Annotated in this window: 16 protein-coding genes; 3 read left to right on the top strand and 13 right to left on the bottom strand. The window is 64.2% G+C overall.

Annotation, left to right across the window (positions count from 1 at the left end):
• Window positions 1-30 precede the first annotated feature (30 nt).
• The 8 genes from truB to J8I26_RS05980 form a co-directional block, all read right to left on the bottom strand.
• Complete coding sequence (truB, locus tag J8I26_RS06015) at window positions 31-1,035, bottom strand: tRNA pseudouridine(55) synthase TruB (RefSeq protein ID WP_245200154.1); 1,005 nt, start codon at window positions 1,033-1,035, stop codon at window positions 31-33.
• A gap of 104 nt (window positions 1,036-1,139) precedes the next feature.
• On the bottom strand, window positions 1,140-1,532 hold the full coding sequence (gene rbfA, locus J8I26_RS06010) for a 30S ribosome-binding factor RbfA (RefSeq protein WP_209605143.1): 393 nt from the start codon (window positions 1,530-1,532) through the stop codon (window positions 1,140-1,142).
• Between the two features lie 110 nt (window positions 1,533-1,642).
• Complete coding sequence (gene infB / locus J8I26_RS06005; RefSeq protein ID WP_209605141.1) at window positions 1,643-4,471, bottom strand: translation initiation factor IF-2; 2,829 nt, start codon at window positions 4,469-4,471, stop codon at window positions 1,643-1,645.
• 55 nt (window positions 4,472-4,526) lie between these two features.
• Window positions 4,527-6,086 (bottom strand): transcription termination factor NusA, encoded by a 1,560-nt coding sequence (nusA, locus tag J8I26_RS06000; RefSeq protein ID WP_209605139.1) that lies wholly within the window; start codon window positions 6,084-6,086, stop codon window positions 4,527-4,529.
• A complete protein-coding gene (gene rimP / locus J8I26_RS05995) occupies window positions 6,083-6,577 on the bottom strand; it encodes a ribosome maturation factor RimP (RefSeq protein ID WP_209605136.1) in 495 nt (164 codons plus the stop codon). Before rimP ends, nusA begins: the two co-directional genes overlap by 4 nt.
• Window positions 6,578-6,968: 391 nt before the next feature.
• Entirely contained in the window at window positions 6,969-8,930 is a 1,962-nt protein-coding gene (rluB, locus tag J8I26_RS05990) for a 23S rRNA pseudouridine(2605) synthase RluB (RefSeq protein WP_209605134.1), read from the bottom strand.
• A complete protein-coding gene (gene scpB / locus J8I26_RS05985; RefSeq protein ID WP_209605132.1) occupies window positions 8,917-9,978 on the bottom strand; it encodes an SMC-Scp complex subunit ScpB in 1,062 nt (353 codons plus the stop codon). The genes rluB and scpB overlap by 14 nt, the downstream gene beginning before the upstream one ends.
• Window positions 9,979-10,426: 448 nt before the next feature.
• Window positions 10,427-12,571, bottom strand: coding sequence for a bifunctional diguanylate cyclase/phosphodiesterase (locus J8I26_RS05980; RefSeq protein ID WP_209605130.1), 2,145 nt, complete (start codon window positions 12,569-12,571; stop codon window positions 10,427-10,429).
• 309 nt (window positions 12,572-12,880) lie between these two features.
• Here J8I26_RS05980 and J8I26_RS05975 point away from each other — a divergent pair, with 309 nt between their 5' ends.
• Window positions 12,881-14,476: an FMN-binding glutamate synthase family protein gene (locus J8I26_RS05975; protein WP_209605128.1), complete on the top strand. Its 1,596-nt coding sequence runs from the start codon at window positions 12,881-12,883 to the stop codon at window positions 14,474-14,476.
• Window positions 14,477-14,619: 143 nt separating this feature from the next.
• Here J8I26_RS05975 and J8I26_RS05970 read toward each other — a convergent pair whose 3' ends face one another.
• From J8I26_RS05970 to ugpQ, 5 genes are all read right to left on the bottom strand, one after another.
• Complete coding sequence (locus tag J8I26_RS05970; RefSeq protein WP_209605126.1) at window positions 14,620-14,856, bottom strand: sulfurtransferase TusA family protein; 237 nt, start codon at window positions 14,854-14,856, stop codon at window positions 14,620-14,622.
• Window positions 14,857-15,026: 170 nt separating this feature from the next.
• The gene (locus tag J8I26_RS05965; RefSeq protein ID WP_209605124.1) at window positions 15,027-15,581 is read right to left on the bottom strand and encodes an NUDIX domain-containing protein; all 555 of its coding nucleotides are present in this window, start codon (window positions 15,579-15,581) and stop codon (window positions 15,027-15,029) included.
• Between the two features lie 48 nt (window positions 15,582-15,629).
• On the bottom strand, window positions 15,630-18,254 hold the full coding sequence (gene alaS / locus J8I26_RS05960; RefSeq protein ID WP_209605122.1) for an alanine--tRNA ligase: 2,625 nt from the start codon (window positions 18,252-18,254) through the stop codon (window positions 15,630-15,632).
• Window positions 18,255-18,555: 301 nt separating this feature from the next.
• A complete protein-coding gene (locus J8I26_RS05955) occupies window positions 18,556-18,762 on the bottom strand; it encodes a hypothetical protein (RefSeq protein WP_209605120.1) in 207 nt (68 codons plus the stop codon).
• A 231-nt stretch (window positions 18,763-18,993) separates the two neighbouring features.
• A complete protein-coding gene (ugpQ, locus tag J8I26_RS05950) occupies window positions 18,994-19,770 on the bottom strand; it encodes a glycerophosphodiester phosphodiesterase (protein WP_209605118.1) in 777 nt (258 codons plus the stop codon).
• A gap of 261 nt (window positions 19,771-20,031) precedes the next feature.
• On the opposite strand from ugpQ, the gene J8I26_RS05945 reads away from it, so the two are divergent.
• A complete protein-coding gene (locus tag J8I26_RS05945) occupies window positions 20,032-21,201 on the top strand; it encodes a histidine kinase (RefSeq protein WP_209605116.1) in 1,170 nt (389 codons plus the stop codon).
• Window positions 21,202-21,215: 14 nt separating this feature from the next.
• Window positions 21,216-22,028 carry a LytTR family DNA-binding domain-containing protein gene (locus tag J8I26_RS05940; protein ID WP_209605114.1) on the top strand — a complete coding sequence of 271 codons (813 nt, stop codon included), beginning with the start codon at window positions 21,216-21,218 and terminating at the stop codon, window positions 22,026-22,028.
• The last annotated feature ends 122 nt before the right edge of the window (window positions 22,029-22,150 follow it).

Here is a 22,150-nt window from a genome sequence, read left to right as displayed (position 1 = left end):
CTCTGTCCCTGCTCTGTCCTTGCCCCGGACTTACGCCGTGGACACCAGACGCTCCGGCGCAAGAATGGCGTATTCCTGCAACAGCCCGGTGCCCAGCAGCGCGCCGTCGGATGTCCGGTAGACCCGCACCCGCCCCTGCTGCTCGGGCGCGGCCACGCCTTCCTTGGCCAGCGGCAAGCGCTGGCCGTGCAGGAAGCGACGCGCCAGCTCATCGGGTAGCTGCACCGCGGGGAAACTCTGCAGCAGGCCGTCCACCGGCAACAACGCGGCCTTGCGCTGCTCGGTCTCGCCGGTTGCCTCGAACCGCTCCAGCGTCATGGCGCCGTCCAGCGTAAGCGGGCCGACGCCGGTGCGACGCAGCGCATTCAGATGGGCGCCGCAGCCGAGCTGCTCGCCGATGTCCTCGCCCAGCACGCGGATGTAAGTGCCCTTGCTGCAGGTGACGCGGATGCGCAACATCGGCGCCTGGTAGTCCAGCAGCTCCAGATGGTGAATGATCACGTCCCGCGCCTCGCGCTCCAGCGTGATGCCGGCGCGCGCGTATTCGTACAGCGGCTTACCGTCGCGCTTCAAGGCCGAATGCATGGGCGGCACCTGGCTGATGGGGCCACGAAAACGCGCCAGCGCAGCCTCGATCTGTTCGACGCTCACATCCACCGCGTGTTCACCGATGACCTGCCCTTCGGTGTCGCCGGTGTCGGTCTTCACGCCCAGATGCACGACGGCCTCATAGGTCTTGTCGGCTTCCAGCAGATCCTGCGAAAACTTGGTGGCTTCGCCGAAGCACAGCGGCAACAGGCCGGTGGCGAACGGATCGAGCGTGCCGGTATGGCCGGCCTTGGGCGCATTGAGCATGCGCTTGGCGCGGATCAGCGCGTCGTTGGACGACAAACCGACCGGCTTGTCCAGCAACAGCACGCCATGCACCGGCAGGCGTGGCGGACGCGGCGCGCGCGGCGCCTGCCCATGCTTGCCGCGCTTCTGGTTGCTGTCGTCGATAGGGGACGCTTCGTGCGCCGGAATATTGTCTGCCATAAATGCGTTGCCGGCCCTGCACGATACGTGCGGGCCGGCGAAATGGATTATCAGTACTACAGGTGTCGAGCCGGGTTCAGTCCCGCCAAAGGCCAATGAGCGCCTCAGGCCTCGTCGTCCGCATCCTTGGCGCGAGTGGCGTTGGCCTCGTCAATCAGGCGCGACATTTCAATGCCGCGCGCGGTCGAGTTGTCATGCACGAAATGCAGCTCGGGCAGCGTGTGAATGGTCAGACGACGGCCGAGCTGGGTGCGCAGGAAACCGCCGGCCTTGCGCAAGCCGGCCAGCGTGTTCTTGACCGCGTCGGGATTGTCCACCAGCGTGGTGAAGAACACCTTGGCGTGCGCGTAGTCCGGAGTGACCTGCACTTCGGTGATGGTGATCATGCCCACCCGCGGATCCTTCAGCTCGAAGGCGATCAACTCCGACAGGTCGCGCTGGATCTGGTCGGCGACGCGCAAGCCGCGTCCGGGAATGGATTTGCTGTGTTTTGCCATGCTTTAAAAAAACAATCCGTCGGGGGCTTAGAGGGACCAATTCCCACTTTGCTGCGACGGACCTTTCAAATGAGGCCGGCGCGAAGATGATTCGCGCCGGCGTAACTGCATTACAGGGTACGAGCCACTTCCTGGACTTCGAAGATTTCCAGCTGGTCGCCCACCTGGATATCGTTGTAGCCCTTGAGCGACAGACCGCACTCGAAGCCCGACTTGACTTCCTTGGCGTCGTCCTTGAAGCGCTTCAAGGAGTCCAGCTCGCCGGTCCAGACCACCACGTTGTTGCGCAACAGGCGGACTTGCGAACCGCGCTTGACCAGGCCTTCCAGCACGTAGCAGCCGGCGATCGAGCCAACCTTGCTGACCACGAACACCTGGCGGATTTCCACCAGGCCCAGCGACTGTTCGCGCTTTTCCGGAGCCAGCATGCCCGACATCGCCGCCTTCACCTCATCCACCGCATCGTAAATGATGTTGTAGTAACGAATGTCCACGCCGTTGGCTTCGGCCAGCTTGCGCGCCGACGCGTCGGCACGGGTGTTGAAGCCGATGATGACGGCCTTCGATGCCACCGCGAGGTTGACGTCGTTTTCGGAAATGCCGCCGACTGCCGCATGCACCACCTGAACGCGCACTTCGGCGTTGGACAGTTTTTGCAGCGATTGCACCAGCGCTTCCTGCGAACCTTGCACGTCGGTCTTGATGATCATCGGCAGGTTCTTGACCTCGCCTTCGGTCATCTGGTCGAACATGTTTTCCAGCTTGGCGGCTTGCTGCTTGGCCAGCTTCACGTCGCGGAACTTGCCCTGACGGAACAGACCGATTTCGCGCGCCTTGCGCTCGTCGGACATGACCAGCACCTCTTCACCAGCCGACGGCACTTCCGTCAGACCCTGGATCTCGACCGGCAGGGACGGACCCGCGGTGGTGATGTTCTTGCCGTTTTCGTCCAGCATCGCACGGACACGACCGTAGGCCGAACCTGCCAGCACGACGTCGCCGCGCTTCAGGGTACCGGACTGCACCAGGATCGTTGCCACCGGGCCGCGGCCCTTGTCCAGCTTGGCTTCGATCACCAGGCCGCGGGCCGGCACGTCGACCGGCGCGGTCAGTTCCAGCACTTCGGCTTGCAGCAGCACGTTTTCCAGCAGCGAGTCGATGCCTTCGCCGGTCTTGGCCGACACCGGAATGAACGGCGATTCGCCACCGTATTCTTCCGGCACGACGCCTTCGGCGATCAGTTCCTGCTTGACGCGGTCCAGATTGCCGCCCGGTTTGTCGATCTTGTTGATCGCCACCACCAGCGGCACGCCGCCGGCCTTTGCGTGGGCAATCGCTTCCTTGGTTTGCGGCATCACGCCGTCGTCGGCCGCCACCACCAGGATGACGATGTCGGTCGCCTTGGCGCCGCGGGCACGCATTGCGGTAAACGCTTCGTGGCCCGGGGTATCCAGGAAGGTGATCATGCCGCGCGGGGTTTCCACGTGGTAGGCGCCGATGTGCTGGGTAATGCCGCCGGCTTCGCCGGAGGCAACCTTGGCGCGACGGATGTAGTCCAGCAGCGAGGTCTTGCCGTGGTCGACGTGACCCATGACGGTGACCACCGGTGCGCGCGGCAGAGCTTCGGCATTCGCGTGCTCTTCGCCTTCGACCAGCAGTGCTTCAGGATCGTCTTCCTTGGCCGGATGGGCGCGGTGACCCATTTCTTCCACCACGATCATCGCGGTTTCCTGATCCAGCACCTGGTTGATGGTGACCATCTGGCCCAGCTTCATCAGGTGCTTGATGACCTCGGATGCCTTGACCGCCATCTTGTGTGCCACTTCCGCCACGGTGATGGTTTCCGGCACGTAGACGTCATGCACCACGGCTTCGGTGGGCACCTGGAAGTTGCTTTCGCGCGAATCGTCGCCGTGCGAATGACGACGGCCCTTGCCGCCGGCACGCCAGCCACCGTCACGACCGCCGCCGGTGGCGCCGCCACGCGACTTCATGCCGCCGGCACCACGCTTCTTGGCGTCATCTTGCCAGGTCGACGCCACGTTGGCCGACTTGATCGATTTCTTGTCTGCCGTCGGCGCAGCCGGCTTGTCGCCCGGCTTCTTGTCGGCAGCCTTCTTGTCGGCCGGCTTGTGCAGCGTGCCTTCCGACGGCTTGGCCGCAGGCGCCGGTTCCGGCGCCTTGATGACGCGACGCGGCGCATTCATCATGGCCTTGATCTGGGCCACTTCATCTTCCACGGCCTTGCGGGCGCGGTCGGCGGCGGCAGCGCGATCGGCCGCTTCCTTGGCAGCTTCGGCAGCCTTCTTCTTGGCTTCTTCGGCAGCAGCGCGTTTCTTTTCGTCTTCCGCAGGATTCGGTGCGGCAGCCGGCGCAGCCTTGGACTTGGCGGCTTCGGCAGCGGCTTCTGCGGCGGCGCGCGCGGCTTCGGCCTCGGCGGCTTCGCGCACACGCTTTTGCTCCAGCTCGGCGGCCTGTGCCTGGGCGGCGCGTTCGGCCTCCAGTTGCGCCAGGCGCTCTTCCTGCGCCTTCAGTTCAGCCTGACGGCGAGCCTCTTCCTGCTCACGTTCCTGCGCCTCGACCTGCTCGCGCTGGATCGCCGCGGCGCGCGCCGCGGTCTCTTCAACGGTAGGTTCGTCACGCTTGATGAAGGTGCGCTTCTTGCGCACTTCCACCTGGATCGTGCGCGATTTGCCGGTCGCATCGGCCTGCTTGATCTCGCTGGTTTCCTTGCGGGTCAGCGTGATCTTTTTCTTCTCGCCTTCCGGCGCGGCACCGCGCAGGCTGCGCAGGTGTTCAAGCAGGCGGTCCTTGTCTTCTTTCGACAGGGAGTCAGATTCGGAGCTCTTTTCAACGCCGGCCGAACGCAGCTGGGTCAACAGCAGGTCGGCGGGCATTTTCAGCTCGGTGGCAAATTGGGCAACGTTGGTACTCGCCATTCAGTCCTCTTTTCTATGTGCTCGGCAGATGATGTGGAATCGCAAAGTCCGCTGATCAGCGGGCTTCGGTCGCGCTCCATGCCTTGGCCTGCAACGCCTTGGCGCGCTCATCGTATTTGGAATCGATGAGCTTCATTTCATCGTCGGTCACATCTTCAAATGCATTTTCAATCAGTTGGCGCGCGCGCTCGGAAGGCAGTGCCAGGATCGCGCCGAATTCGTCATACGCCAGGCCGGCAAAGCCTGCCAGCGTCTTCACGCCTGCCAGGCCCAGCTTGCCGGCCAGCACACGATCCAGGCCTTCGAAGTTGATCAGCTCCTCGTCCATGCCTTCCAGGCCTTCTTCGGAGGCGATCGCTTCGGTCACCAGGGCGTCGCGGGCGCGGTTGCGCAGCTCGTTGACGGTCTCTTCGTCGAACGATTCGATCTCGAGCATCTCGTTGATCGGCACGTAGGCGATTTCTTCCAGGGTCGAGAAACCTTCCTCGACCAGGATGTCGGCCACTTCCTGGTCGACGTCCAGTTTTTCCATGAACAGCACGCGGATCGAAGCGGTTTCAGCGGCCGACTTGTCGGCCGATTCCTCGGCGGTCATGATGTTGATTTGCCAACCGGTCAGTTCAGCCGCCAGGCGCACGTTCTGGCCGCCGCGGCCAATCGCGATGGCCAGGTTTTCTTCGTCGACCACCACGTCCATGGCATGCTTCTCTTCATCGACCACGATGGAGGTGACGTTGGCTGGCGCCAGCGCGCCGATGACGAACTGCGCCGGGTCTTCCGACCACAGCACGATGTCCACGCGCTCGCCGCCCAGTTCGCCGGTCACTGCCTGCACGCGCGAACCGCGCATGCCCACGCAGGTGCCGATCGGGTCGATACGCTTGTCGGCGGTGTACACCGCGATCTTGGCGCGCACGCCCGGGTCGCGCGCAGCCGACTTGATTTCCAGCGAGCCTTGTTCGATTTCCGGCACTTCCAGCTCGAACAGCTTCATGATGAATTCCGGCGCGGTGCGCGACAGGATCACCTGCGGGCCACGGGCGCTGCGGTCGATGCGCAGGATGAAGGCGCGCACGCGGTCACCGATACGCAGGTTTTCCTTCGGGATCATCTGGTCGCGCGGCAGGCGCGCTTCGATCTTGCCCGATTCGATGATGGCGTCGCCGCGTTCCATGCGCTTGATGGTGCCGGTGACCAGTGCATCGCCGCGGGCCAGGAAGTCAGCCAGGATCTGTTCGCGCTCGGCATCGCGGATGCGCTGCAGAACCACTTGCTTGGTGTCCTGGGCAAAACGACGACCGAACTCGACGGATTCGATCGCTTCTTCGATGTATTCATCGACTTCGATATCGGCGTACTGCTCCTTGGCTTCGAACAGCAGCACCTCCTGGTCGGGCAGCTGCAGGCCGGCCTCATCGGGCACCACGTGCCAGCGACGGAACGATTCGAACTCGCCGCTTTCGCGGTCGATCGAGACGCGAATGTCGACTTCGCCTTCGTAGCGCTTCTTGGTCGCCTGCGCGAGCGCATGCTCCAAGGCGCCGAAGACGACTTCCTTATCGACGTTTTTTTCGCGCGCCAGCGCATCGACCAACAACAAAATTTCGCGGCTCATCCTTTGCGACTCCTAAAATCGACCTGCGGCACGAGTTGTGCCTTATCCACGTCGGCCAGCGTGAAATTCAACACGGCGGCCGACCCATCGTTTGCTTCAAATTCCAAAATCAGATTCTCGCCATCGGGGCTGCGCAGGGTGCCTTCGTAGGTCTTGCGGTTGGCCGTATCGGGCAGCGGCACGCGCAGCTTGACGATTGCCTCGCAGTCGGCGAAACGCACGTAATCCGACAACTTCTTCAGGGGGCGATCCAGCCCCGGCGAGGAAACTTCCAGACGCTCGTACACCACCTCTTCGACCGTGAAGACGTGCAGCAGCTGATGCGTCACTTTCTCGCAATCCTCGACGGTGATCGAAGGCGCCTCTTCAGCGGCAGGGTCGAACGGAAAATCGATGAAAACGCGCACGAGACCGCGCGGCGCCTTCTCGAACTCGACCAGTTCGTAGCCCATGCCCGACAGGGTGGATTCGATCAGCTCCAGCAATTGCAAGACTATTTCTCCGTTTTGACGCCGGCGTGACCACCGACGTCGAAATTGATCAGCAAAAAAAAAATGGGCATCCGCCCATCTTTTGTTATCTCTTTTACGCAACTTCGAGATCACACTTCACGCGAACCGCCAATGACTTCACGATCTATCCAACAAATCGTGGCGCAGGCGGATCTTTCAATGAATTAGCACATATGCGATTCGCGGCAGGTTGCGTTTAACTTGCACATTATAACCGATTACGGTATGCACGGCAATTCATGAATGCGCCGAAATGCAGCGGACGCGCCAAAAACGCCCAAATAACGCGCACTCCAGAGACGCCACCGCTCGCGACACACCATCCGGCACAGCCGCTTGCCGCACGGCAAGTCGGCTGATCCGAATCCGATCAACGCCCGCGGCCGCCGCCACCGCGACGATTCATGCCCGGCAGGCCGCCCAGGGCGAAGTTGCCGCCCATGCCGTTGCCGCGTTGCGGACGGTTATTGCGGCGCTGGCCGGCATCGGGGAAGCCCAATGCCGTCTGCAGCGGGTCCGGCTGGCGGCTCTTGGGTTGGCCGCCGCTCTTGCCGCCGCCATTGCCATAGTTGCCGCCGTTACCACCATTGCCGCCGCGCCCCTTTTGCGGACCGCGGTTTTGCATCTGGTTGCCGCGCGGGCCCTGAGCTTGACTCTTACCCTGGTTGCCGCCGTTGCCGGACGACTTCTGCTCGCCGCCTTGCTTTTCCAGACCACAGACCACCAACAGGTTGCGCACGGCGTTTTCTTCCAGCTCCTCCCAGCGACCGCGCTTCAAGGTCTGCGGCAGCGACATGGCGCCGTAGCGGGTGCGAATCAGGCGCGACACGGTCAGACCCACCGCCTCGAACATGCGGCGCACTTCGCGATTGCGGCCTTCGCCAATGGTCACGCGATACCACTTGTTGACGCCTTCGCCGCCGCCGTCGGCAATACGGGAGAACTGCGCCGGACCGTCATCAAGCTCGACGCCGTGCAGCAGCTTCTGGCGCATGCCCTCTTCCAGCTCGCCCAGGGTACGCACGGCGTATTCGCGCTCGATGTTGTAGCGCGGGTGCATCAGGCGGTTGGCCAGATCACCGGAGGTGGTGAACAGCAACAGGCCTTCGGTATTGAAGTCAAGGCGGCCCACGGCCAGCCACTTGCCTGCCTTCATGGTCGGCAGGCGATCGAACACCGAGCTGCGACCTTCCGGATCGGCATGGCTGACGATCTCGCCGGCCGGCTTGTGATAAACCAGCACGCGCGGCGGGCGCTTGGAAACCTTGCGCTGCAGCAGCTTGCCGTTGATGCGAACCTGGTCGGTCGGCAGAATACGCTGGCCGATGTGGGCCGGCTCGCCGTTGACGGACACCCGGCCGGCCACGATCAGCTCTTCCATGTCGCGACGCGAACCGAGGCCGGCGTCCGCCAGCACCTTGTGCAGCTTGGGCGCGTCGTCCTCGGCGGTCAGGTCGCGGCGACCATTCTTGCCGCGCAGCTGGTGCGGGTGACGGTTCTGGCTCTTGCCGCCTTCGTCACGGTCAAAGGCTTCCGAGGTGACGTAGGAGAAAATATCGTCGCCCGGCTGCTCGGCGCGCAGGCCCAGCTGTGGCGCCTTGGGCTTCTTGTGGCCCTTGTCGAAATTCTTCTTGCCCTGCTGGCCGCCCTGGCCCGGCTGGCCTTGGTTCTTGAATTGACCACGCGCTTCCGACGCAGGACCGGCACCGGCCTCGCCGCCCTTTTGCTGGGCGCCTTCAGCACCCGCGGCGGCACGTTGCGCGGCGCGATTGTTGCGCAAAGCGCGCGGGCCGCGCACGCCACGGCGCGCCGGCTTGGCGCGATTCGGATCGGCTGGCGCATCCAACAGCACCGGCGGCGCCACGACTTCATCACCGACGGTGACGATCACCTTGGGCGCTTCCACCGCGGCGGCTTGCGCCGGGGCGTCCATGTCCAGGCTCATCTGGGCTGCGCGCGCCGACTTCCGTGCCGGCTTGGCGGCCGGGGCCGGGACTGCCTCGTCATCGGCCTTCTTGGCGCGCGGCTTGCCGGCGCGCGGCTTTTTCTCGGCGGCAGGGGCGGCCTGCTCGACAGGCGCAGCGGCTGCAGCCACGGCCTCGGCCGGCGCGTCTTCGCTCACCACCTTCTTGGCGCGGGAAGCGCGCTTCTTCGGCGCGGGCGCATCGCCTGCGGCATCCGCCGCCGGCGAAGCGACAACGGCTTCAGCAGCCGCTGCGGCGCTGGCCGCAGTCTTGCGCGGGGCGCGCTTTTTTACCGGCTTGTCGGTTGCGGCTGCATCAGCTGCAGCAAGCTCGACGCTCTGCTGGTCTTTGGAACTAGTTGGTTTCATTCTTCGAATCGTGATGGTTCAGACCCGGCTCGGCTTTGTCTTTACCCTCTGCGGCCTGGTCGTCGGTGGTGTCGATGTGCTCGCCCGTCGCTTCTTCGGCGGTCTCTTGGGCGTCTGTGCCAGTTACGGCAACGTCTTGTGCAAAAGGTTCTTGCGCTTCTTCAGAAGCGTCTTCGCCGTGCGCCACCGCTTCCCCATCGGCTTGCGCACCGTCCGCGTGCGCCGCATCGGATTGCACCCCGGCGGCATCGGTTTGTTCTTCGCCCTCGGCCGCCTGTTCGGCGGCATCGGTGCTCATGACTTGCTCTTCGGAGGCGGCGCTGTGCGCCTCCTCGTGTTCGGCCTGGGCGCCGGTGGCATCGTCTGCCACTTCTCCGGCATCCGCCTCGGCCAGTTCCAGCTGGCCATCCGCCTCTTCGCCTGCGGTCAGCTCGCCTACCGCGGCCTCCAGCGCGGCCGCGCCGCCTTCCAGCGCCTGCAGCTCGAGTAGTGCGCCCTGGACGGCGGCTTCACCGCCGACCGACTGCAGCGGCGGCAATTCTTCCAGCGAGCTCAGTCCCAGGTCGTCCAAGAACTTGCGGGTGGTGGCAAACAACGCCGGGCGCCCCGGCACGTCACGATGGCCGATCGATTCGATCCAGCCGCGCTCTTCCAGCATCTTGATGGTCTGCGAATTCACCGCGACGCCGCGGATCTCTTCGATGTCGCCGCGCGTAACCGGCTGGCGGTAAGCGATGATGGCCAGGGTTTCCAGCGTGGCGCGCGTGTATTTCGGCGGCTTCTCCGGGTTCAGGCGCTCCAGATAGACCTTCATCTCCCGGCGGCTCTGGAAACGCCAGCCGGTGGACAGGCTGACCACTTCCACCCCCTTGTCGACCCATTCCTCGCGCAGCTCTTCGAGCATCTGGCGGATGTTGTCGCCCGTGATCTCGCTGACCTGTTCGCTCTCGGGATCGACGTACAGCTTCTTCAGGTCATTGATCGATAAGGGCTCATGCGTGCAAAGCAGTGCAGTTTCGAGGACTTTCTTGGCCTCAGCAATATTCATGTACGACTCTTGTGCGTCTTGTTGTTAAACAAAAGTTCGGCTTGTAGCTTGTTTGTAGCCTGTACCCGGTCCGGCATGGATGCGCCTGTACATGGCGATCATGCGCCGGGTGCGGCGAATCAGCTGCGCTTGCGTAATGCGATTGGCGCTGCTTTCCGGTGCCCGATTTTTAGGAGATTGGATGCGCTGGAAATTAAGACTTGGTCAAATCGGCGGTGCGTGGATAGCGCACCTTCGCAAAGCCGTCATGTCGCGGAGCTGCGGACGGCCGATCTGCACCTTGTCAATTACCGGCCTTGCGTCATGGAGCCGTTGTTTGCCGCAAGGGTTGCGGCGGTCGGGGCGCAAGGCATAAAAAGTACTGCGCGGAGTTTAGCACAAAGATTTCCGGGGTTGGAGGCTGTTGCGGCCCTCAGACAATTATTTGCGCAGCCATGTCAGCTCAGCGTCAGTCGCCGGCCGGACGTTGCGACTCGCGCTGCAGGCGCTCGGTGAAGTCGGCCACGCTCATGGGCTTGCCAAAATAATAACCCTGTACTTCGTCGCAGCCGTTTTCCCTCAGGAAAGCATGCTGCTCCTCGTCTTCCACGCCTTCGGCGATCACCCGCAGGTTGAGAATGTGCGCCAGCGAGATCACGGCCTTGACGATGGCGGCGCTGTCGGCGTCGCGCGCGATGTCGCGCACGAAGGACTTGTCGATCTTGAGCGCGTCCACCGGGAAACGGCGCAGGTAGGACAGGCTGGAGTAACCCGTGCCGAAGTCGTCCACCGAGATGCGCAGGCCCAGCCGCTTCAAGGTGTGCAGCGTGGCCACGGTCTTCTCGGCATCCTTCATGACAACGTTTTCAGTGATCTCCAGCTCAAGCCAAGCCGCCGACAACCCGCTCTGCGCCAGCACATCCGCCACAAAATCGGGCAGGGCCTGGTTCATCTGGCGCGGCGACAGGTTCACCGCCACCGGAATCGGCGGCAAGCCGGCCTGCTGCCAGGCCTTGTTCTGGCTGCAGGCGCTGCGCAGCACCCATTCACCGATGGGCACGATCAGTCCGGCCTCCTCGGCGAACGGAATGAATCGGTCCGGGGAAATCATGCCCTGCTCGGGCGACTCCCAGCGGATGAGCGCCTCGGCGCCGACGATGCGGCCATCCTTCAGGCTCAGCTTGGGCTGGTAGAACAGCCTGAACTCCTGCTGATCCAGCGCGCGACGCAGGCTGATCAGCATTTCCAGGCGGTTGCTGACCTGGGTGTCCATCCAAGGCGCGAAGAACTGGAAGTTGTTGCGCCCCTGCTCTTTGGCCTTGTACATCGCTGAATCGGCGTTCTTGAGTAAGGTCTCGACATCACGGCCGTCGGCCGGATAGCGGCTCACGCCGATGCTGGAGGTGATGTGGAATTCACGCTCGCCGGCTTGCCATGGCCGCGACACCGCCGCCAGGATGCGCTGCATGACCTCGGCGATGCCGGCCTCGCCGGTCTGGTTCTGCAGCACCAGCACGAATTCGTCGCCGCCCTGGCGCGCCACCATGTCGGTGTCGCGCAGGCAGGACTGCAGGCGCTGCGCCACTGTCTTGAGCAATTCGTCGCCGACCTGGTGCCCCAGGCTGTCGTTGATGAACTTGAACTGGTCGAGGTCGACGAAGGCCACCGCGGTCAGCCCGCCCTTCTGGCGCGTGGCGCCGATAGCGCGCTGCAGGTGGTCGTGCAGCATGTTGCGGTTGGGCAGCCCGGTCAGGGCGTCGTGCGTGGCCTGGTGACGCATCTCGGCCTCGTACTGCTTGCGCTCGGTGATGGTCTCCACCGTGCCCTCGTAGCACACCAGCTTGCCCGTCTCGTCGCACACGGCGCGGGCGTTCTCGGAGATCCAGATGATGTCGCCGTCGCGCCGGTACACCCGCGACTCGAAGTTGGACACCACGCCGCGCTCTTCCATCAGCCGCATGAACTCGCCGCGCCGTTCGGGTTCGACGTAGAGCTGGTGGCTGATGTCGCGCAAGCCGACGATCAGGTCCTCAGGCGAGCGGTAGCCATAGATGCGCGCCAGCGCCGGATTAACGGCGATGTAGGTGCCGTCCGGCGTGGTCTGGAACACGCCCTCGATGGCGTTCTCGAAGATGCTGCGATAGCGCCGCTCGGCCTCCTGCAGCGCCTGCGCGGCCTCCTTGCGCTCGGTCACGTCCTGCAGGAAACCCTCGATCGCCTCCACCTTGCCGCCGGCGCCGTAGATGCCCACGCCGCGACTCCACACCCAGCGCGACTGGCCATCCACGCGCACGATGCGGTATTCGATGTCGATGCGACGTTTCTCGCTCAGGCAGTCGGCCACGTGGGCGCGCACCATGGCGCGGTCGTCCGCGTGAATCAGCTCGTCGAAGGACAGCCGCTGGTTCAGCAGAAGGTCTTCGGGCAGGTAGCCGGTCAGTTCCAGGCAACCTTCGCTGACGAACTCCATGCTCCACTGCGCGTCGTCGCGGCAGCGATAAACCACGCCGTCCAGATTGGCCAGCAGGGTCTCAAGCAGGCGCGGCGGACGCACGATGGAATGCACGGCCGGCGCCTGCCCGTCCTGATAGGCCGGTGATGCTGCTGTTTTCATAAGTAGTACTTCGCGCGTCTCTTCCCCGCGGCGGGTGTGATGGGTGACATGGTCGGGCCGCCCTCGTCTTGGGGCGGCTTTATTGTTGAATCCACTCAAGCAATAACGATGCCACTGACCCGCTTTTCGCGCCTGCAGCTGTACCTGATGGCTCCGTCCGGGCAAATCGCAGGTAAAGACCCCTCAGTTCGACCCACTCGACAGCTCGGCGGCAGCGTTAGAATTCTGAAAACTTCTTGCCAGGCGCAGCCAAGCCGGAGCGTCTCGGCGCCACAACGATATACAACGACAACAAGCGGACTTTTCACCATGTGGGCAAACCGTTATTTCGTGTTCTGGTCGGTCATCATCCTGACCGCCGCGCTGATCCTGCTGGCCGCGGGCCAATTCATCAGCTGGGGATGGGCGCTGATCCCGCTGGCGCTGTCCGTCATCGGCATCCGCGACCTGGTGCAGCGCCGCCACGCGGTGCTGCGCAACTATCCGCTGATCGGACATTTCCGCTTCATGTTCGAATCGATCCGTCCCGAGATCCGCCAATACTTCTTCGAAGGCGAGATGGACGGCCGGCCGTTTTCGCGCAAGAAGCGCAGCATCGTCTACCAGCGCGCCAAGGCCGATGTGGACAGCCGGCCCTTCGGCACAGAACTGGACATGCAGCAAGGCGGCCACGAATGGATCGGCCACTCGCTCTCGCCCACCAAGATCGCCAGCCATGATTTCCGCGTGACCGTCGGCGAGGACCGGGCCCAGCCGTATTCGATGTCGGTATTCAACATCTCCGCGATGAGCTTCGGCTCGCTCTCGGCCAATGCGATCCGCGCCCTGAACCACGGCGCCAAGAAAGGCAACTTCGCGCACGACACCGGCGAGGGCTCGGTCTCGGCCTACCACCGCGAGTTCGGCGGCGATCTGGTGTGGCAGGTGGCGTCAGGCTACTTCGGCTGCCGCAATGCGGACGGCAGCTTCGATGAAGAAAAATTCGCCGCCCAGGCCCAGGCGCCGCAGATCAAGATGATCGAGGTGAAGCTCTCGCAAGGCGCCAAACCCGGTCACGGCGGCGTGCTGCCGGCCGCCAAGATCACCCCGGAGATCTCCGAGACGCGCGGCATCCCGATGGGCATCGACTGCATCTCGCCGGCGGTGCATTCCTCGTTCTCGACCCCGATCGGCCTGCTGGAATTCATTGAGAAACTGCGCACGCGCAGCGGCGGCAAGCCTGTGGGCATCAAGATGTGCATCGGCCACCCGTGGGAATTCTTCGGCATCGCCAAGGCCATGCTGAAAACCGGCATCGTGCCTGACTTCATCACCGTGGACGGTTCCGAAGGCGGCACCGGCGCCGCGCCCCTGGAATTCGTCGACCACGTGGGCATGCCGTTGCAGGAAGGCTTGCTGATGGTGCACAACACCCTGGTGGGCATCGGCCTGCGCGACAAGGTGAAGATCGGCGCCGGCGGCAAGATCGTCACCGCCTTCGACCTGGCGCGCACGCTGGCACTGGGCGCGGACTGGTGCAATTCGGCGCGCGGCTTCATGTTCGCGCTGGGCTGCATCCAGTCGCAGAGCTGCCATACCGACCGCTGCCCCACCGGCGTGGCCACGCAAAATGCCCACCGCGCCCGCGCGCTGGTGGTGCCGGACAAGGCCGAGCGCGTCTACCGCTTCCACCAGAGCACACTGCACGCGCTGCAGGAACTGGTGCAGGCAGCCGGCCTGCCGCATACCTCGGCGCTGCGCCCGCACCACATCGTGCGTCGTATCAACGACCACGAGATCCAGCTGATGTCCAATGTGCTGAAGTATCTGGAACCCAACGACCTGGTGGATGGCAACTATCGCTATCAGGTCTACGAGAAATTCTGGCCGATCGCCCGCGCGGAAAGCTTCCACCCGGAATTCTGAGCCGCGGAGCACACCGCCCCGACAATTCTTCCGCGCAACAAAAAAGCCCGCATCTGCGGGCTTTTTTAAGACAGCGGGTCGCGGGAGCCGACGTAATTTGCTGCACTTGCACTACAGCATCATTCGCACCGGCGACAACGGCGTCACTTGCGCTTCATGAAGAAGATGAACTCGTGCTCGTCGTTTTGCGACTGCTCAAGAAGATCGTTGCCGGTCTGCTTGGCAAATGCCTGGAAATCGCGCACCGAACCGGTATCGGTGGCGGTGACCCGGAGGATCTGGCCGCTCGCCATATCGGCCAACGCCTTCTTGGTCTTGAGGATAGGTAGCGGACAGTTCAAACCGCGCGCATCCAGTTCCCGGTGAAATTCAATGGCCATTACTTCGACTCAAAATGGAACACAACGAAAACGATTTTACTGCAAAGATGTGCCGAGTTGATGCGTCGCACAAGATATGTTGTATTCGCCGCACTAAGCTTGTGCAGAAGCAATAATTTGGCGCTTCGACAATTGACATCCGACCAAGAAAAATCAGATCGGATATTCACTTATTTTGCGACGTGAGGCGTCTCGATCGGCGTGCTGGATCCGGCAAATTCAACGTACTGCACCGGCAGCTTGCGCGCGCGCATCCAGTCCGCCACTGCATGGCCGGTGCCGGCCGGCCAAGGGCGCAGGTCGGCCGGGTCGGACAGGCGGTATTCCACCAGCTCCGGCGACAGCTTGATGGCGCCGGTCGCCTTGACGTAGTAGGCGATGATCAGCTCATTCTTGCGGATGAATTCGTAGACGCCGATCAGCTCGATGTGCTGCGCGTCGAGGTCAGTCTCTTCCTTCAGCTCGCGGGCGATGCCTTCTTCCGGCGTCTCGCCGCGCTCCATGAAACCGGTGATCAGCGCGAAGCGGCCTTCGGCCCACGCCGCGTTACGCGCCGTGAGCATCTTGCCGTCGATTTCAACCAGCCCGGCCAGCACCGGCAGGGGATTGTCCCAATGGGTCCAGTGACCGTCGGGGCAAGCCAGGCGCAGCTTGCCGGCCTCCCCTTCGTCGGCGCGCAACTCCAGGGAAGTTGCGCAGACCGGGCAAAACTTGAAATCGCTCATCGGGCTCTCCGTGGCCTGTTGATGGGATTGCGGATCAGTGAATGACGATCAGAGCTTGGCGCCCACCCAGTCGGCCACGCCCTGGAGCGCGCCCGGCAGGCCGGCCGGCTCGGTGCCGCCGGCTTGCGCCATGTCGGGACGGCCGCCGCCCTTGCCGCCCACCTGCTGGGCCACGAAGTTCACCAGCTCGCCGGCCTTGACCTTGGAAGTGGCGTCGGCGGTGACGCCGGCGATCAGGCTGACCTTGCCGTCCTTGACCGAGGCCAGCACGATGGCCGCGGTCTTGAGCTTGTCTTTCAGCTTGTCCATGGTCTCGCGCAGGGTAGCGACGTCAGCGCCTTCCAGAGTCGCGGCCAGCACCTTGAGGCCCTTGATGTCGACGGCCTGGGTCACCAGTTCGTCGCCCTGGCTGGAGGCCAGCTTGGACTTCAGCGCGGCCAGTTCCTTTTCCAGCGCACGGACCTGGTCTTGCACCTGGCCGATACGCGGCAGCAGTTCTTCGGGCTGGGTCTTCAATGCGGCAGCGGCTTCGGCCACGCGCGAGGACAACGACTGCACCAGCGCCAGCGCGCCTTCACCGGTGACGGCTTCGACGCGGCGGATGCCGGCGGCGACGCCGCCTTCGGAGACGATCTTGAACAGGCCGATGTCGCCGGTGCGTTCGACGTGGGTGCCGCCGCACAGTTCGGTGGAGGTGCCGATCGACAGCACGCGCACCTCGTCGCCGTACTTCTCGCCGAACAGCGCCATGGCGCCGGCGGCGATTGCGTCGTCGTAGCCCATCAGCTTGGCGCCGGTGGCCACGTTGGCCAGCACTTCACGGTTGACGATGTCTTCCACGCGACGGATTTCCTCGGCGGTCATCGGCGCGTTGTGGCTGAAGTCGAAACGGGTCTTGTCGGCGTCGACCAGCGAACCCTTCTGAGCCACGTGCACGCCCAGCACTTCGCGCAGGGCCTTGTGCATCAGGTGGGTAGCCGAATGGTTGCGCATGGTGCGCGCGCGCTGGTCGGCGTCAACCTTGGCTTGCACGGTGTCGCCCACGGACAGGCTGCCCTTGATCAGCTGGCCGTGGTGGCCGAACACGTCGGCTTGGATCTTGTGGGTATCGGCCACGGCGAACAGGCCGCCGACTGCTTCCAGCGCGCCGGCATCACCGCTCTGGCCGCCCGATTCGGCGTAGAACGGGGTGGTGTCCAGCACCACGATGGCGTCCTGGCCGGCCTCGACCTTCTGCACCGGTGAACCGGCCACGTACAGCGCAACCACCTTGGCTTCTTGCGCCAGCGCTTCATAGCCGACGAACCTGGTCTTGTCGCCGGTGTATTCGATGGCGGCCGCCATCTTGAACTTGCCGGCGGCGCGCGCGGCGCTCTTCTGGCGTTCCATGGCGGCGTTGAAGCCGGCTTCGTCCAGCTCGACGTTGCGCTCGCGACAGATGTCAGCGGTCAGGTCCAGCGGGAAGCCATAGGTGTCGTACAGGGTGAAGGCGGTTTCGCCGTCCAGCTTGCCGGTGTTGGCGGCCAGCGCGGCTTCCAGGATCTTCATGCCGTGTTCCAGCGTCTCGCCGAAACGTTCTTCTTCCTGCTTGAGCACCATCTCGACGCGCTGGGCGGCTTCCGGCAGCTCCGGATAGGCGGCGCCCATCTGTTCGACCAGGTCCTTGACCAGCTTGTAGAAGAACGGCTTGGTCTGGCCCAGCTTGTGGCCGTGGCGCAGCGCGCGGCGGATGATGCGGCGCAGGACGTAACCGCGGCCTTCGTTGCCGGGGATCACGCCGTCGACGATCAGGAAGGAAGTCGCGCGGATGTGGTCGGCGATGACCTTCAGCGAATTGTTGGCCAGGTCGGTGACGCCGGTCTCGCGCGCGGCGGCCTTGATCAGCGCCTGGAACAGGTCGATCTCATAGTTGCTGTGCACGTGCTGCAGGATTGCGGCCAGGCGCTCCAGGCCCATGCCGGTGTCGACACAGGGGGCCGGCAGCGGGGTCAGCGTGTATTGGCCGGTGGCGGGGTCGAGCTGGCGGTCAAACTGCATAAACACGTTGTTCCAGATCTCGATATAGCGGTCGCCGTCGGCGTCCGGGCTGCCCGGGGGGCCGCCCCAGACGTCCGGGCCGTGGTCGTAGAAGATTTCGGAACAGGGGCCGCAGGGGCCGGTCTCGGCCATCTGCCAGAAGTTGTCGGACGCGTACGGCGCGCCCTTGTTGTCGCCGATGCGCACCACGCGCTCGGGCGGCACGCCGATTTCCTTGGTCCAGATGTCGTAGGCTTCATCGTCGGTTTCGTAGACGGTAGCCCAGAGCTTCTCGGCCGGCAGGCCGTAGACCTTGGTCAAGAGCTCCCAGGCCCACTTCAGCGAATCGCGCTTGAAGTAGTCGCCGAAGGACCAGTTGCCCAGCATTTCGAAGAAGGTGTGGTGGCGCGCGGTGTAACCCACGTTTTCCAGGTCGTTGTGCTTGCCGCCGGCGCGCAGGCAGCGCTGCACCGAGGTGGCGCGCACGTAGTTGCGCTTGTCCGTGCCCAGGAACACGTCCTTGAACTGAACCATGCCGGAGTTGGTGAACAGCAGGGTCGGATCGTTGCCGGGAACCAGGCTGGACGACCGGACGATGGTGTGTCCTTGGGATTCAAAGAATTTCAGAAACTTATCGCGAATTTCGGCTGAGTTCATGTTCGAAGACTAGGTAATAGACGGTGCAAAAAATGATTGCGAACCGACGATTATACGTGATACTGCGCGCCATAAGCAGCCCGCCCGGCAGCTTGCGGGACGTTGCCCGCCAGACATCATCCAACGAACGTGAAGACTGCCGAAAAAGGACGAAAAAAAACCCATCGGACATGTCCGATGGGTTACAGGGAAGGCGGTCCCCGCAGGGCGCGCTGCTTTGCGCCCGCGGCCCTTAACAGCGCCGGCCTCCCCTTCCGGTAATACGTGCAGCGACCGGCGCGAGCCGGCGCTGTCGATCCGATCAGGCGCCGGCAGCAGGAGCTGCGGCCTTCTTGGCGTGCTTCTTGTGCTTCTTCGCCTTCTTGGCGTGCTTCTTGTGCTTCTTGTGCTTGGCTGGCTTGGCGGCAGGCGCTTCGGCGGCAGGAGCGGCGGCCGGTGCGGGCTGGGCCATCACGGGCATGGCGAAGGCGGCAACGAGTACGGCGGCCAGCAGTTTGTTGATCTTCATCGTTTTCCTCTATCTCTCAGTGTTGTGTACCACAAGTCCACCGGCGCTCACATCGCCGGCCTTGTGCTTCTTTAACGCACTCGCCGGGCTATCGTTGACAGCGTTTTCACCGCATCCCCTCCGTGAAAACGCCAATACCGGCTTGCAGGTGATCATAGCCAGCGCGCACGGATTCAGTCCGCCGGTAAGAGCGAGATTTTCGGTTCAATTCGACGCAGCGCCGCCGGCAGTTCACCAGGCGTGGGCCGAAATGAGGTCGACGCGGTCGGTGCAGAAGGCGTCCACGCCCCATTCGCGGATCTCCGCCGCGCGCGCCGGGTCGTTGACGGTGTAGCAGAACAGACCGTAGCCGGCGGCCTTCACCTGCGCGGCCAACTCGGGCGTCAGGTTCTTGTGGCTGGTGTGCAGCGCCACTGCCTGCAGCTGCGCCAGGCGCGCCTCCCAGTCGGCAGGAATCGTATCGACCAGAAACCCGCGCGGCAGGTCGGGGGCCGCATCCTTGGCCGCCATCAGCGCATCAAAGGAGAATGAGGACAACACCGGCAAGCTCGCCGCCTGCGGCGCCGACGGGTTCTCGCGCACGGCGTCCAGGGCCTCGGTGAAGCGCCTGCGCACCGCTTGCGCCGCCAGCTCGCCGGTGCGGCGCGCCTGTTGCTCGGCGCCCGGCTTGATCTCGACGTTCATCCAGATGCCGTGCTGCAGGCAAAAGTCCAGTCCCTGCTCGAGCGTGCAGAGGCGCTCACCGGCAAAGGCCGGGTCCAGCCAGCCGCCGGCGTCGAGCTCGCGCAGTTCGGCCCAGTCGGTCTCGCCGATCTGGCCGACGCCGGGCAAGGTGCGACCGCGCTTGGGGTCGTGCATCAGAATGGGCACTTCATCGCGGGTGAGCATGACGTCGAACTCGGCAGCGCGGTAACCGAACTGCAGGCCGGTGCGAAAACCGGCCAGCGTGTTTTCCGGCGCCAGCGTACCGCCGCCGCGGTGGGCGAGAATCTTGGGATAGGGCCACATATCGCATCTCCGTTGTGATCGTCCGGCGCGCTTGCCGGCCGGGCCATAAGGTAGAGCAGATCGCGCCGCGCTTCAAGCGCTTCGCACCGCCGCCCGCGCATTTCGTCGCCTGCCGCTGGCACTGCGCTGCACCATCAGGCACCATCGCGCATTGCCTGCACCGCCGTTGCGGCTGGACTGCCGGGCGGGGAATCGGGATACTATTCACGCCCGCGCCTGCCAAGCCTGCATTTCGGCGCAGCCTTACCGAATCACACAAGAATGAATCAACGAGATACCTCCGTCCCGCCCCGCCTGATCCTGCTGCTGCGCGAGCTGGCGCAGTCGCTGCTGCCCACGCTGGTGATCAACCTGCTGTGCGCGCTGGCGGTCACCTACCTGATGCGCATCGGCGACGGTTTCTACGCCAACCTGCAGGTCGCGATGTGTATCGGCCTGCTGGCCACGCTACTCATCAACGGCGCGCGCGTGCTGATCTGGGGCGACGCCGCGCCGCACAAGCTGGGCTTCGCGGCGCTGCTGCTGGTGCTGGCGCCCACGGCCGTGCTGCTGGGCCGCCTGCTGGCCAGCAAGCTGATGGGACAGCCGATCACCTCGCTGCTGCCCGAACGCAGCGACAACATCATCGCCGTGATCGTGCTGACCTTCCTGGCCTGCTTCGGCGCCACGCTGTTCTTCTGGAACCGCCAGAAAATGGCCGCCCTGGAAGCCCACGCCAGCCAAGTCGAGAAGCACGCCGCCCAGGCCCAGCTGCAGATGCTGCAGGCGCAGATCGAGCCGCACATGCTGTTCAATACCCTGGCCACGCTGCAAACCCTGATCGCCACCGAGCCGCTGCACGCGCAGCAGATGCTGGATCAACTGATCCAATACCTGCGCACCACCCTGTCGGCCTCGCGCGCCGACAGCACCTCGCTGCAAAAGGAGTTCGACCTGATCAAGGCCTATCTGGGCCTGATGTCGCTGCGCATGGGCATGCGCCTGTCGTACACGCTGCAGCTGCCGGAACACCTGGGCCGCCTGCGCCTGGCGCCGATGCTGCTGCAGCCGCTGGTGGAAAACGCCATCAAGCACGGCCTGGAGCCCAAGGTCGAGGGCGGCAACTGCACCGTGCGCGCCGCCACCCACAACGACATGCTGGTGCTCTCGGTGTTCGACACCGGCGTGGGCCTGCCGACCGGCGTGAGCTTCAACCAGCCCTCGCCGAAGGCCGAGCTGGCGGCGGTGACCGGCAAGAAGGAACCTGCGATCGGCATGCACTTCGGCCTGGAAAATATCCGCGAGCGCCTGGTCACGCTGTACGGCCCGCTGTCGGAGCTGATCATCACCCACAACGTGCCGGCCGGCGCGATGGCGCAGATCACCATCCCGCTCAAGGCGCTCAAGGCCGCGCACCGTCCCGCCAAGGGCGCCCGCGCGCACCATCACTGACAGGAGCCGCCGGCATGCCGTCCATCACCGCACTGATCGCCGAGGACGAGCCGCTGCTGGCCAATGCGCTGCGCCAGGCGCTGCAGGATTGCTGGCCGGAGCTGGGCCCGCCCCAGCTGGCGGCCAACGGCGACGCCGCGTTGGCGCAGGCGCTGGCGCAACTGCCCGATGTGCTGTTCCTGGATATCCGCATGCCCGGGCGCAGCGGGTTGGAGGTCGCGCGCGACCTGGCCGACGCCTGGCCTGAACAGCGCCCTTTCCCGCTGATCGTGTTCGTCACCGCCTACGACAACTACGCCGTGGAAGCCTTCGAGCACGCTGCGGTGGATTACCTGCTCAAACCCGTCAACCAGGCCCGACTGACGGTGACGGTGCAGCGCCTGAAGCAGCAGCTGGAACAGCGCGCCGCCGCCCATCCCGAGCAGCACCTGGAGCAGGCGCTGGCGCAATTGCGCCGGCTGGCCGCGATTGATGCCATACAGCCCCAGGCCGCAGTAGACGCGCCGCTGGAGATCATCCGCGCCGCGGTGGGCAACCAGGTGCGCCTGATCCCGATCAGCGAGGTGATTTACTTCGAAGCCACCGACAAATACGTCAACGTCGTCACCGCCGACGGCGAAGCCCTGATCCGCACCAGCCTGCGCGAGCTGATCCCGCAGCTCGATGCGCGACAGTTCTGGCAGGTGCATCGCGGCACCGTGGTGCAGATCCGCCACGTGCAGGCGGCGCAGCGCGACGAGGCCGGCAAGATCTCGCTGATCCTGCGCAACCGGCCGGAGAAGCTGGCGGTCAGCCGGCTGTTCGCCCACCTGTTCCGGCAAATGTAAGTCGCCACGCCCATCTGTCCGACCACAGGCCTCGCGCATAAAAAAACCGCATCGTCACCAGGACGATGCGGCCAACACGGAGAATTCGCTGCAAGGATTACGCTATGCCGCCGGCGTGACCG

Origin of the sequence: Herbaspirillum sp. LeCh32-8 (assembly GCF_017814915.1) — a bacterium.
In the GTDB taxonomy this organism is placed as follows: domain Bacteria; phylum Pseudomonadota; class Gammaproteobacteria; order Burkholderiales; family Burkholderiaceae_D; genus Herbaspirillum.
This window is presented reverse-complemented; position numbering and strand designations above follow the sequence as displayed.

Coding starts and splice junctions, on each gene's coding strand:
- scpB (WP_209605132.1), bottom strand. CDS start 9,978: ATGAATATTGCTGAGGCCAAGAAAGTCCTCGAAACTGCACTGCTTTGC.
- rluB (WP_209605134.1), bottom strand. CDS start 8,930: ATGAAACCAACTAGTTCCAAAGACCAGCAGAGCGTCGAGCTTGCTGCA.
- infB (WP_209605141.1), bottom strand. CDS start 4,471: ATGGCGAGTACCAACGTTGCCCAATTTGCCACCGAGCTGAAAATGCCC.
- alaS (WP_209605122.1), bottom strand. CDS start 18,254: ATGAACTCAGCCGAAATTCGCGATAAGTTTCTGAAATTCTTTGAATCC.
- J8I26_RS05975 (WP_209605128.1), top strand. CDS start 12,881: ATGTGGGCAAACCGTTATTTCGTGTTCTGGTCGGTCATCATCCTGACC.
- rbfA (WP_209605143.1), bottom strand. CDS start 1,532: ATGGCAAAACACAGCAAATCCATTCCCGGACGCGGCTTGCGCGTCGCC.
- J8I26_RS05945 (WP_209605116.1), top strand. CDS start 20,032: ATGAATCAACGAGATACCTCCGTCCCGCCCCGCCTGATCCTGCTGCTG.
- truB (WP_245200154.1), bottom strand. CDS start 1,035: ATGGCAGACAATATTCCGGCGCACGAAGCGTCCCCTATCGACGACAGC.
- J8I26_RS05970 (WP_209605126.1), bottom strand. CDS start 14,856: ATGGCCATTGAATTTCACCGGGAACTGGATGCGCGCGGTTTGAACTGT.
- nusA (WP_209605139.1), bottom strand. CDS start 6,086: ATGAGCCGCGAAATTTTGTTGTTGGTCGATGCGCTGGCGCGCGAAAAA.
- J8I26_RS05965 (WP_209605124.1), bottom strand. CDS start 15,581: ATGAGCGATTTCAAGTTTTGCCCGGTCTGCGCAACTTCCCTGGAGTTG.
- ugpQ (WP_209605118.1), bottom strand. CDS start 19,770: ATGTGGCCCTATCCCAAGATTCTCGCCCACCGCGGCGGCGGTACGCTG.
- J8I26_RS05955 (WP_209605120.1), bottom strand. CDS start 18,762: ATGAAGATCAACAAACTGCTGGCCGCCGTACTCGTTGCCGCCTTCGCC.
- J8I26_RS05980 (WP_209605130.1), bottom strand. CDS start 12,571: ATGAAAACAGCAGCATCACCGGCCTATCAGGACGGGCAGGCGCCGGCC.
- J8I26_RS05940 (WP_209605114.1), top strand. CDS start 21,216: ATGCCGTCCATCACCGCACTGATCGCCGAGGACGAGCCGCTGCTGGCC.